This window comes from Streptococcus sp. AS14 (assembly GCF_000286495.1).
GTDB lineage: Bacteria > Bacillota > Bacilli > Lactobacillales > Streptococcaceae > Streptococcus > Streptococcus sanguinis_P.
The window spans coordinates 132,250-144,605 of sequence record NZ_ALKI01000016.1 but is presented as its reverse complement, the minus strand read 5'-3'; the positions used below and the strand labels follow the sequence as shown (position 1 = coordinate 144,605).

The 12,356-nt window shown below is 45.5% G+C and carries 12 protein-coding genes; 1 reads left to right on the top strand and 11 read right to left on the bottom strand.

The window, feature by feature from the left end:
- Positions 1-5 precede the first annotated feature (5 nt).
- From hrcA to HMPREF1150_RS03315, 11 genes are all read right to left on the bottom strand, one after another.
- Positions 6-1,040 (bottom strand): heat-inducible transcriptional repressor HrcA, encoded by a 1,035-nt coding sequence (gene hrcA / locus HMPREF1150_RS03265; RefSeq protein WP_009660105.1) that lies wholly within the window; start codon positions 1,038-1,040, stop codon positions 6-8.
- A gap of 163 nt (positions 1,041-1,203) precedes the next feature.
- Positions 1,204-1,932, bottom strand: coding sequence for an ABC transporter permease (locus HMPREF1150_RS03270; RefSeq protein WP_002911717.1), 729 nt, complete (start codon positions 1,930-1,932; stop codon positions 1,204-1,206).
- Complete coding sequence (locus tag HMPREF1150_RS03275; protein WP_009660104.1) at positions 1,925-2,764, bottom strand: ABC transporter ATP-binding protein; 840 nt, start codon at positions 2,762-2,764, stop codon at positions 1,925-1,927. Before HMPREF1150_RS03275 ends, HMPREF1150_RS03270 begins: the two co-directional genes overlap by 8 nt.
- A 41-nt stretch (positions 2,765-2,805) precedes the next feature.
- Positions 2,806-3,378 (bottom strand): DUF2812 domain-containing protein, encoded by a 573-nt coding sequence (locus tag HMPREF1150_RS03280; protein WP_009660093.1) that lies wholly within the window; start codon positions 3,376-3,378, stop codon positions 2,806-2,808.
- Complete coding sequence (locus tag HMPREF1150_RS03285; protein WP_032905599.1) at positions 3,378-3,701, bottom strand: PadR family transcriptional regulator; 324 nt, start codon at positions 3,699-3,701, stop codon at positions 3,378-3,380. The genes HMPREF1150_RS03280 and HMPREF1150_RS03285 overlap by 1 nt, the downstream gene beginning before the upstream one ends.
- Before the next feature lie 220 nt (positions 3,702-3,921).
- Positions 3,922-4,710, bottom strand: a complete 789-nt coding sequence (locus tag HMPREF1150_RS03290) for a D-alanyl-D-alanine carboxypeptidase family protein (RefSeq protein WP_032905596.1) — start codon at positions 4,708-4,710, stop codon at positions 3,922-3,924.
- Positions 4,697-5,395: a histidine phosphatase family protein gene (locus HMPREF1150_RS03295; protein ID WP_009660033.1), complete on the bottom strand. Its 699-nt coding sequence runs from the start codon at positions 5,393-5,395 to the stop codon at positions 4,697-4,699. The genes HMPREF1150_RS03290 and HMPREF1150_RS03295 overlap by 14 nt, the downstream gene beginning before the upstream one ends.
- Before the next feature lie 99 nt (positions 5,396-5,494).
- Positions 5,495-6,196, bottom strand: a complete 702-nt coding sequence (locus HMPREF1150_RS03300; protein WP_009660043.1) for a histidine phosphatase family protein — start codon at positions 6,194-6,196, stop codon at positions 5,495-5,497.
- Positions 6,197-6,332: 136 nt separating this feature from the next.
- Positions 6,333-7,229, bottom strand: a complete 897-nt coding sequence (locus HMPREF1150_RS03305) for a hypothetical protein (RefSeq protein ID WP_009660051.1) — start codon at positions 7,227-7,229, stop codon at positions 6,333-6,335.
- Positions 7,230-7,361: 132 nt separating this feature from the next.
- Positions 7,362-8,699, bottom strand: a complete 1,338-nt coding sequence (locus HMPREF1150_RS03310) for a PFL family protein (RefSeq protein WP_002905355.1) — start codon at positions 8,697-8,699, stop codon at positions 7,362-7,364.
- Positions 8,700-8,709: 10 nt separating this feature from the next.
- Complete coding sequence (locus tag HMPREF1150_RS03315) at positions 8,710-8,976, bottom strand: ACT domain-containing protein (RefSeq protein WP_009660056.1); 267 nt, start codon at positions 8,974-8,976, stop codon at positions 8,710-8,712.
- 255 nt (positions 8,977-9,231) lie between these two features.
- On the opposite strand from HMPREF1150_RS03315, the gene HMPREF1150_RS03320 reads away from it, so the two are divergent.
- Positions 9,232-12,339, top strand: coding sequence for an LPXTG-anchored zinc carboxypeptidase (locus HMPREF1150_RS03320; RefSeq protein ID WP_009660065.1), 3,108 nt, complete (start codon positions 9,232-9,234; stop codon positions 12,337-12,339).
- The last annotated feature ends 17 nt before the right edge of the window (positions 12,340-12,356 follow it).

The following is a 12,356-nucleotide window of genomic DNA, read 5'->3' as shown; positions in this document are numbered from 1 at the left end:
TATATTTAATGGACTTCATAGTGATTGCTGCTCAGATAGCGATAGAAGTCGGTTAGTTTCATAGTCAGCACGCGGTTGACGACATTCATCTGGCTGACCAGCCGCTGGTAGTCAAGATTGACTGGACCGACAACTGACAGTACTCCGAAGCCTCGATAAGGAATCAGGAATTTGCTGGAAATTAGTGTCAAATCAGCTAAACAGCTTTCTCTACTGTCTGCAACGCGCACGCTTTGCATCTGATCTTCGGCCAAACTGTCGCGAATTTCAAAGGCTACTTTCTGCGGGTCATCAAAAAACTGATAAGCTGACAGATCTGAAAATTCCAGGAGCTGAACCTTGCCAGACAGAATCACATTTTCCTTGAAAATATCACCAAAGATATGCTCAAAGAGCTGGATGACATTGTCCGTCGTAGTGAAATAGCGCTGGATAATCTGCGGAATTTCCGTCCGAATCTTATAATGGATGTCCAACACTGTCTGTCCCAAGAACCGCTCTCTTACCAGGCCTTTAAGCCTATCCAGGTCTTCTCTTAGGAAGTTGCGCGGAATCATAAACTGACTGGTGATGGTATTTGACTCATCCAAGGTGAAGACTGCCAGAGCCGTGTGCTGACTGAGCACAACGATATCAAAAGCTGTCAAACGCTGCCGACTGGGTTCTACATCCAGTGCAACAACCGTGCATCCACTGAGCTTGGTCAAAAGGTCTGCTGCCTGTTGAAGAATGTCCTCCAAGTTGAAAAACTCATGGTCAAAGGCTTTGATAACCTCATAAAGTTCATTCTCAGCGAGACGATCAAAGGACAGAGAATGCTTGACAAAGTACTGAAAACCAGCCACGCTAGGCTTACGGCCGCTGGACGTATGCGCCTTTTCAAGAAGCCCCTGCTTTTCCAAAGCTGCCATATCATTTCGGATAGTGGCACTACTGGAATTGATAGAATCTTGTAGGGCTTTGGAGCCGACCGGCTCGTGGGTCTTGGTAAAGATATCAATAATCAAATTCAAAATCTCATTTTGACGCTCCGTGACCACGGCATCACCTCCAATCAAGATTCTGCTGTTGATTAGCACTCAACCATCTCGAGTGCTAACTCATGATTCTATTATACACTCTTCTACTCCAAAGTCAAGACAAAAACTCAAAAAATTAGCACTCTTTTTACAAGAGTGCTAAAAATCGGTCTGGCGACCTAGATTAGTCGTCCAAAATTTGCAAACGGCGCATCAAATAGAAAGAAATTCCTGCAAAAAGAAGCAACCAAACTACAAGAGCCAAGAATTCTCCGCTCCATAAATGGAAATGAGACCAATCTCTCATGTAGCTAGTAAAGAGACCCATAAAACTATAACGCAGCACCTTAAATAAATCCTCGCTCATATTTGAAAACATAGGAATAAATGCCGCCAAGAGCATGGCTGGAACACTAAGGGATTGTGCCATGACCTGATTTTTACAAAACAAGCCAACCATTAAAAAGAAGAAAATTAAGACCAGCATGGTCAATAAGAGAACCAAACTATAGCTGAACAGATGATGAGAGAGCTTGGCTCCCACCAAAATTGGGGTAATGACGATGTAAAAAATCCCAATAATCGCCGGCCAGATTAAAGCGGAGAGAATGTATTGACCAGCTGTCACACCAGCCAAGCGCAAACTTTGCAAATTATGTTTTTCCCTCTCCTCAGCTAGGATGATGATAATGGGGGTTCCAACTGACATGGCTAGAGAAAAGGGCAGAGAGATAGTAAGCAACATAGTAGCTAGTTTATCCGCTCCAATTTCCTTACCTGCTCCATTCAGAGAAAAAATAAATTTATAGAGAAAAATAAGGAAAATCGGCATGAAAACTTGCAACAGAATACTTTTATTAGCTAGCGTCACTTGACCTCTTAGCCAAATCATACCTTTTAATTTATTAGACATTTAAGGTACCTCCTGTCAACGTGATGAAAACATCTTCCAAAGTTGGTTCGCAGGAATGAATACTGATAACATTGGCCAAATCCATGCCTCCATGCAGTTCTTCAAAAGCCACCGTCTTAGTCGTCAAATCTTCATATTCTAAACGAACCTTCTTATCTGTATTATACTTTTGGATTATCTCATGTGGACTGCCTACTTCGACTAGTTTTCCTTTACTTAGCAAGGCCAAGCGATCACACAAGAGGGTAGCTTCCTGCATATCATGAGTCGTCAGAAAAATAGTTGTCCCCTGAGCTTTTAGTTCTAGCAGTAGTTCATGAATGGTGCGAGAGGTTGACGGATCCAAACCACTGGTTGGCTCATCCAAGAAGAGCAATTTAGGTTGATTAATCAAGGCACGCACCAGTAACATGCGCTGCTTCATACCCGTAGATAGTTTTTCAGCCACCTTGTTGCGACTATCATAGAGTCCCACTTTTCGGAGAAGTTCATCGACTTCTGTCATCTTAACCCCAAAGAGCATAGCATATGCCTTGAGATTTTTATAAAGTGACATCTTTTCATAAAAACCACTGCCATCGCTGACAATCCCAATCTGCTCCAGCACTTCTGCCTTCAAATCCTCAACCGGTGCAGACAGCACATGAGCTGATCCAGCATCCGCAGACAACTGACCAGTCAAAATATTGATAGTCGTGGTTTTACCAGATCCAGAAGGCCCTAGAAAGCCAAAAATCTCTCCCTCTCGGATGGAAAAATCGATTCCTGCCAGGGCTTCTTGCTCCTTGAACTTCTTTTTCAAGCCTTGCACTTCAATAATGGTCTTGTTCATTGTTTTCCTCGCTTTCACAACAGTATTTAACAAAACTGCAATCAGTCTTTCAATTCCTGCCTCATTTTCCAAAAACGCAAGGCAATATGGACCAGTTGGCAAAACAGAATGAGCAATATAAGACAGTCTATTGCTAAGATTGATTTGAATAATAGACTTGCTTTCAAACTTTTCTGGGAAATATCTAGAATGAGATAGGTAGTGACACACAAAACCATGATGGCTGGTAAAAACCTCCATACAAGCAAACGCTTGACCATTTCTAGCTTAGACCATGCGTCATTATAGATTTCAAGATCGCTGTCTGCATCAAGCTGAGAAACCGGTTTGCGGAAATAAGAGAACTGATTAAAGTTTGTAATATGCTCCCAGCCACAATCCTCAAACAGTTGATAATAGGATTCTTGCTCCGCCTTCTTCATGGGGCGAAAATCTAATTGATAGGCCACTTCCTGAGGCGGACAGACTTCAAAAGTATAGCGAACCGCAACAAGAAAGGGAGAATAACTTACTTTTTTCAATTTCCAGCCTTGGCTGTGCATTTGTTTAAAATAAGCTGCTTCTCTGTCATAGTCTGCAATGGTAAAGATTTTATAGACAATTTTCTTTTCCATCAAACTTCCTCCTTACTATTGCGGTAAAGGCGCTCAATCCGCTGGATTTCCAACTCTAAAATCTGCCTCCCAAGCTCAGTGATAGAATAGAGCTTTCTCTTTTCTTCCTCACGAACAAAGGCAATCAGGCCATCTTTCTCCATCTTTGCCAAAGTCCCGTACATGGTTCCCGGGCTGATAGATAGCTGTCCTTCTGTCAATTGCTTGACTTTTTGAGTAATACTGTAGCCATGCCTTTCTTTCTGAAGACAGAAGAGGATATAAAAACCTGTCTCTGTCATTGGCACATAGACTCTCCTAAGCTTTTCTGTCAATCCACTCATCTTCTCATCTCACTTTCACCTCGATATATCGAACCTTGATATAAAAAATTATATCGCAGTCCGATATAGTTGTCAAGGATTTATAAATATTTTTTTACAAAAAGTAATTCATTTTTATCTATCAATACTTGCAGCTGATTTGATCAGAAGCTAAAAGGATTAGAGACCTGCATCCTGATAAATCAGCATAAAAAAAGCCAGGAAATCCTGACTTACTTTTTTATTTTCCTGCTTCCTTGAGTAGGGCGATATATTCTTCCAGAACCAGATTATGCTTCTGCATATACCGGGCATTCTCCACACCGACATAGCGGTAATGCCAGTTCTCAAAGTCAACTCCAGTAATGTCACTCTTGCCATCTGGATAGCGAAGGACAAAGCCATATTGTGGAGCTAGCTCAGCAATCTTGGCTGCCAATTCATCCTCCTGACCTTCTGGAACACTCATATCAATAGCCAAGCCCGTTTGATGTTCGCTGGCTCCTGGAAGCTGCACCTGCTTCAGCACGATGCTGACTGCTTCTTCATTTGACAAGCCTTTGGCGACTTCCCCAGCAACTTTTTCGTTATAGAGCTCCTCCTGCTCCGCTCGGCTGCGATAGCCAGAGATTAGAGTTTCTTCAGGAGCTATCGCCTGGGCTGCTGCTAGGAATTGCCGAGTATTTTCAGCAATGCGGCTGTCCACCTGGACCTCTCCGATCTGAGTCAGATTAGGTGTTTTTTCTTCTTGCTGGTTGTCTCGATTGACCAATATCAAATTCCAATCAGTAGAAGAAACCTTGGGCAAATCAGACTGCGAGCTCTCTGAGCCAGAAGAGCCTTTCGTAGCAGAACTGCTAGATGAACCCGAAAACTGAATCTTTGCAAGCAGATCTTGTAACAAGGACGGACGGAAATAAATCACCGTCCCTCCAGCTACTAGACACAAGACGATTAACAATAAAAACGTTAACCCAATCTTCTTAGACTTCGATTTTCTCTTTTCTTTGCGATGTTTAGCGCGCTTCAACTTCTTCCTCCATTACTTTGGCACCGGCCTCTCGATAAGACATGTCTCCGACGCAAGCTACTGTGAATTTACCGTCTTCATAGTCTACAACCGTCACACTACCATTGTCCAAACCATGAGGCCGAGTTCGATTGATTAGATAGACAAAGGTTCCGATGGTCATGCCGTGGCTGACTACAAGAGCATTGCCACCACCACCAGCTTCCAGCTCCTCAGCTATGGCTGAAAAGCCTTCCCAAATTCGGCCGCTGAGCTTTTCCCAATTTTCTGCCCAGCCTGCTGTATCGACTTCTACAAGACCTTCTGCCAACTCAGCATAGCTAAGTTGATGAACATGCTCAATATTGAAAACCCGAGGCATCACCCCCATAAAGAGCTCTCCATCATAACCACCATCAAAACTGCCAAAACACCATTCGCGAATACGTTTGTCAAAGGTATAAGGAATCTGACCAGTCAGATCCAGCTCCTCCAGAATAATGCCCATGGTCTGAATAGTCCGGCCGCTGTCGCTGGAACGGGCCAATTTGAAATCAAGCCCAGCTTCTCTCAGGCCAATGCCCAACTCATGAATGCCACGTTCCCCAACTTCAGTCAATGGGGTATCAGACCAGCCTTGAGCCCGGCCGATAGTATTAAACATGGTTTTGCCATGACGAACCAAGTATAATCTTGTTTTTGCCATTTCATTTCCTCCGTTATTCTTTTCATATTATACCATTTTATGAAGAAATTGGCGCCATCTGGCTTTCAAAGCCAAAAGCGGGAGTCTCAAAACTCCCGCTCATTCTTGATTTTCTCGGTCTAAGATGGCTGCTCCGACCTGACGGTAAGACACATCTCCCAGGGCTTGAATGCTAAAGCGGCCATTTTCATACTCCAGCACTGTGACACTGCCATTGTCGACATTAGGATTTTTCGTGATATTCTCATCAACCAGATAAGCCAAGGTACCAATGGTCATGCTGTGGCTGACGACCAGAGCATTGCCACCGCCTGAGGACTCCACCTCTCTAGCAATGGCTTCAAATCCTTCTAAAATTCGACCGCTAAGCTTGTCCCAAGGTTCAGCCCAGCCAGCTGAATCCACTTCTACCAGGCCATTCGCCAAATCCGGCCAACTGAGTTCTTTGTAATTATCCGTCTTAAGAACTCGTGGGATAACGCCATGAAAGAGCTCACCACCATAAGCACCATCAAAACTGCCGAAACACCACTCCCGGATGCGCTTGTCATAGCGATAGGGAATCTGACCAGTCAGGCCCAGCTCCTCTAGGATAATCCCCATGGTCTGAATGGTCCGACCACTATCACTGGAAAAAGCCTTGACAAAAGGCAAACCAGACTCTCGCAATCCGATACCCAGCTCGCGAATACCGCGCTCCCCCTTAGCAGTCAGCGGGGTATCAGACCAACCTTGAGCCCGGCCGATAGTATTGAACATGGTCTTGCCATGACGGATAACATAGAGTCTTGTTTTTGACATAGTTTACCTCTTTTATTTTTGTTTGTTATAGTATATTTTGAAAAAGGCCTTCGAATTCTTTATGATAAAGAAGAGGGAGAACCCGGTTTCCCACTATGATAGACAGCGGCTCACCGTGAAATCAGCATCTAATCAACTATAGAGACTTAATATGAACTTTGACGGCACTGACACACCCAAGAATAATGTACAGATAATGGAGCCAATAATTAAGACCAAACTGTCCGGATAAAGCAGCTTTATTAATAGCGATAATGGCTTGCAAAATATTGCCTTCCCCTTGGTAAAAAGAATTGGCATAACCAATTTGAACAGCTACAAAGCTCATCGCTAAAGTAAAAAAGAAACTTGCCACAATTCCTAAAACAGAAATGCCTTTGACAAACTTTTCATAGCAAGCAATGCTAAATAGCAGTGTAAAACTTGATATGAAGCCCATGGCCAAGGATGCACCTGTCAGGAAGAAGACAAGACATGCACCAAGCAAGCTCGTCAAGAATGCTCCGATAAGCCCCAGCAAATAATGTATTTTCTGCGGATTTTGATGAGGAAGGGAGCGCTTTGTCACCTTATCCTGCGAGATGGAAACCATCCGCTCATAGCTAGATGGCGTGAGAAAAAGCCAATCTCCTTTAAACTGATACAGGTCCACATCTCCGATTTCACCAGTTTTCTCACAGGCGCTAATCAGCCCTTGCTCCTCAAAGTAGCGGGTGCAGTCTTCGATAGCCTCCTCCAAAATATCCGGCAGCAGATCCCGATCCTGATCAGCCAAAATCTGACAGGCTAGGCTGTAGCCAGCTCTCTCAAAATCAATCAAAACCTCGGAATCGTTAATCAACGCTTCCAAGGTATCTCGACCGATATAACCTTGCTCACATCTGACCGAGAAAAAAATCGCAAATTCGTCGCCATCTGTTATGGTCTCTAGATAAAAAGCATAATCCCTTCTACGGCCATATATAATGCCGCTCTCCTTATCAAAATCCAAACCTAAATCAAGGGCCAGCTCAGCTAGCTCTCTTTTATTCATAACCTAAACAATCTCCTTATAATCCCCTATATTTCAAGCATCCAGCTAGATTCAATCCCGCAAACTCCTACTCGGAAACTGAATAGCTGTCCTTTACGATGCTTTCTTAAAAACTGTTTTAAATCTAGCTTTTTAGTTTTTAAAGCTGTGAATGGGCGCTGGAATCTGACCGCCACGTGCTATAAAGGCCGCTGACGAAGCCTGATTGACCTTCATGACTGGAGCTGTTCCCAAGAGTCCGCCAAATTCAATCATATCGCCTTCCTTGCCTTTCGGAATAATCCGCACAGCTGTCGTCTTTTGATTAATGACGCCAATCGCTGCTTCATCCGCAATCATGGCCGCAATGGTTTCAGCCGGTGTCGCTTCTGGAATGGCAATCATATCCAAGCCTACTGAGCAGATAGCTGTCATCGCTTCTAGCTTTTCTAGATTGAGCGAGCCGTTTTGCACAGCCGCAATCATGCCCTCGTCTTCTGACACAGGGATGAAAGCACCAGACAGTCCGCCAACCTGATTGCAAGCCATGACACCGCCTTTTTTGACTTGGTCATTGAGCAGGGCAAGTGCCGCTGTCGTACCATGAGTGCCGACTGTTTCCAAACCCATTTCTTCCAAGACACGGGCCACCGAGTCCCCGACCGCTGGTGTTGGAGCCAGACTCAAATCAACAATCCCGAACTTGACGCCCAGACGCTCACTAGCCATCTGACCGACCAACTGACCGATACGAGTGATTTTGAAGGCCGTTTTCTTGACCGTTTCAGCGACCACATCAAAGCTCTCACCACGGACCTTTTCTAAAGCCCGCTTGACGACCCCAGGCCCAGAAACACCGACATTGATGACCACATCTGCTTCACCGACACCATGGAAGGCGCCTGCCATGAAAGGATTGTCCTCTACCGCATTGGCAAAGACAACTAGCTTGGCCGCCCCCATGTCAGAAAGCTGGGCCGTTTCCTTGATAATCCGCCCCATATCTGCAACTGCTGTCATATTGATGCCAGTCTTGGTTGAGCCGATATTGACAGAGGAGCAGACCTTGTCCGTCTCAGCCAAAGCACGCGGAATGGAATTAATGAGGATTTCATCGCCTTTTTGATAGCCCTTTTGGACCAAGGCAGAAAAACCACCGATAAAGTCAACGCCGATTTCCTTGGCTGCCTTGTCTAAAGCCTTGGCCAAAGGCACATAGTCTCTGCTGTCTGTTGCTGCCCCAATCAGCGAAATCGGAGTCACTGAAACCCGCTTGTTGACGATAGGAATCCCAAGCTCTGCAGCAATTTCATCCCCAACTGCCACCAAGTCTTTCGCTTTGGTCGTGATTTTTTTGTAAATCTTCTCCGCCGCCCAATCAATATCTGTGTCGATACAGTCCAAGAGTGAAATACCCATGGTGATGGTCCGAATATCAAAATTCTGCTCCTCAATCATGGCAATGGTTTCTGTTACTTGTCTAATATCCATCCTTCACTCCTTAGATATTGTACATGGCATCAAAAATGGCTGCGCTTTGAATGTTGATTTTAACGTTGAGCACTTGGCCGAAAGCTTCAAACTCATTGCGAAGGGCCGTAAAATCTTGCTTTTCATCGCTTGACACCAAGGCCATCATAGTGAAATATTCCTCCAAAACGGTTTGGGAAATATCATCAATATTCAACCCCAGCTCCGCAATCTTAGTAGAAACTCCGGCTACAATCCCTGTTTTATCTTTTCCGACAACGGTAATAATTGCTTTCATGCTTGGCTCCAATCATTTTTAGTTTGTCTCATTGTAGCATAAATTCGAGGATTTTGTATACTATTTCAGAAAATAAAGGCAGAAGGTTCGGATATTACAAATAGCACTTGAAACAAGGAAGATTCTCATATGCTCAGCAATTCACCTGAGAAACTATTTTGAACATCTTTGTATGTTTTTCTATTTTTTGTTTGAAAGCGCTTTCTATATTTGTTATACTAAATATAGAATGTTTTACACAAAGGAGATTTCCTAATGAACGATTCATACAAGAAGCGTCTCTATACTCAGGCCTTGAGTTTATCAGCCGCAGTATTGATGGCTGTTTTAGCTCAGGGCAAGGCTGCGGCTGACCAGCAGAACAGCACTGAGTCACAGCCAGCTGCCAATCAGGTAGAGGCTGTAACTCCTGCGACAGAAGCTGCTCAAGCTGCTCCAAATCAGACAGGAGAAAAAGAACAGAATCCTGCTCCTGCAGCGGACAATCCAGCTGTCTCTGCAGCAGCTCAAACAAGAGCAGCTGCTTCTGAAGAAGCCAAGACCCAGCTGTCTGATGGCACCGTTTATATGTCTGAGTCTGCAGAGCTCAAGGATACCGTCCAAGGACAGGGCTCTCAGGCAGGCAAGCTGACCTGGACTCTGGACAATAAACCGATTGCTGACTGGAAAACCTGGAACATGGACAGCGGCACCTTTACCGGCCAACCCTTTGTCACAATTGAGGAAAAGGCTGACGGGAACGACCTTCATCTGAATCTGCAGTTCAAGGAACTTTTCGGACAAGATCTCAGCCTACGCTCTCCCAACAATATCCGCCGGACCTATCGAAACTTTATCGGTAGCCATGAATTGGTCGGTAGAAGTCAGGACCTAGGACTGACCATTCGTAAAAATATCGTCTTGCGCCCTTACGAAGACTTCCACAGCCATGAGGAAATGCTGGCATCTATTGAAAAGAGCAGACAGGATGCTAAAACGGACCGCTTGGTACAGATTGAGAACATCGGAAAGAGCGCTCAGGGTCGTGATATCAAGCTGGGTATCATTAGTTCCGACCAAAAGAGCATTGATGACTACCTCAGTAAAACCAATCCTCAGGCCTTGACAAAACCAGCTGAAATGCTGGCAGCCCTCAAAAATGGCAACCTAGACTATAAACTGCCTGTTCTCATCAACAATACCCACGCTGATGAACAGCCGGGGATTGATATTATCACAGGTCTCTTTAAGACCTTTGCCACCAAAGACCAAGTCAGCTTCAAAACAAGTGCTGCTGATGGCTCCGAAAAGATGGTCACCCTCAACATCCAAGAATTGCTGAAGAAGTTTATCTTCCTCTTTGACTTTACGGAGAACCCTGACGGAGATGTCCTCAACACTCGGGCTCTGGCCAATGGCCTTGACCCCAACCGTGATACTGGCTACCAAGCCAATCCTGAAACCCGCACCGTTGCTGGATTGATTAACAAATGGAACCCAATTGCCCTCTATGATATCCACGGCTTTGTCAAGGAATTCCTGATTGAGCCAGCAACCCCGCCTCACGATCCTAACTTTGAATATGACCTTTTAGCCGACCTCATGCTGGACAATGCCCATCATATGGGACGGGCCGGCGTTGCCAACTCTGGCTACGACAAATACATCATTCCAAAACTGGACTGGGGAGACGGATGGGACGATTCCTTCTCCGGCTACACAGCGGTTTATTCTATGTATCATGGCATCTTGGGACATACCATCGAAATTCCCGAGGGCAATCAAGAGTCCTACAAGGCTGGATATTATGCAGTTCTAGGAGGCCTTGACTATCTAGCTCAGAACCCCGACAAGCTCATGGAGATGCGTCTCAACTTCTACCTGCGCGGCATCAATAAAGTCGAAGATCCTAAGGCAGAAAATGAACTCGTCGGACCAGATGGTCAGGTCGTAGGCCGGATTAAAAAAGGCCAGGAAAAATTCTTCCCAGACTACTATGTCATCCCGATGGGAGTAGACAAGGACAACGATACCCAAGAAGCCTTTAATATGATTGACTATTTCAAGCGCAACGGTGTCCTTGTCAAAGAACTCAAGGAAGACAGCGGCAACTATAAAAAAGGCGATTTGGTTGTCGATATGGCCCAGGCCAAGCGCGGCTATGCCAACCATGTCCTCTACAAAGGCTCAAATGAATCCAAGTGGGCTGCCATGTATGCGGAATTGGTCGTCAATTTCCCTGATATGAAAGGCTTCAAAGCCCAACCAGTCTTTGGCGACAAGCTCTTTGAAGGCAAGCTAGGCGACGTGACAGCCCTCCGTGCTGCACGTACCAGTCAGGTTGATCAGAAAGCGCCTTATTACGTCATTGCCAATACGTCTGAGAGTGCGGTCAGGGCCGTCAACAAAGCTCTTGCTGAAGGTAAGAAGGTCTACCTGACAGATGATGGCTACATCGTTGATACACCAACCTTTACCAGCCTTTTAGATCGTTATGCTATTTACGGTGATGCCCTCTATAAGATTCCACAGGGGCCGACTCTGAAACCTCTCAAGGTCTACGCACCGCCACATCAGTTTTACTGGGCAGGTGTGGACTCACCCGCTCACACTGCTTTGGCTCTGAAAAATATGGGCTTTGAAATCGTTGACAGCCCAGAAGAAGCGGACGTCATCGTCCTTGAAAGCAACGACTATGACAAGTCTCTTGTCGGACTTAAGCCAACCATCGTCGTCGGAGGCTCTGCTATGCAGCACTTGGAAAAACTAGGAATCCTAGATGGATTTGACGCTGAGCGCTTCAAGAACGGCAGTGACTATGAAGGACTGATGAAGGCCGTTATACAAGACCAAGACCCGCTGACCAGCGGCTACAAGAAGGATGGACTCTTTTACTCCAACTCTGGTAACTGGATTGCTAAGATTCCTGCCAACTTTAGGACTCTTGCTAGCATTGCTGGCAGCGACTTCTACATCGCTGGCTGGTGGCCTGGCAATGAACAACTGGCCAACAAAGTCGTAGCTATTGCCGGCACTTATAAAGAGCAGCCTCTCTTTGTCTATGCTGGCAATCCGACCAATCGGCTTCACCCTGTTCACTTCTACCGCTGGATCTCCAACGCTATCTTTGGCAGCCAGTTGGCCGAGCTGACAGATCTTCCAAGTCCTGCGGCACCTGACCCAACCTATCAAGCACCAAGTCAGACAGTCCTTGACTGGAAGCCTGCTACAGTGAATCCACCGGCTCAAACAGTAGTCCTGACCTACAAGAGTCAGACCCTTCCGCAGACCGGCAGTCAAGAAAAACCTACTAGCTTTGCTCTAGCTGGACTCCTAATCGCAGGGGCAGCTGGACTCTTACTTTTAAAGAAAAAGGAAGACTAATACTTAAAAACACACCT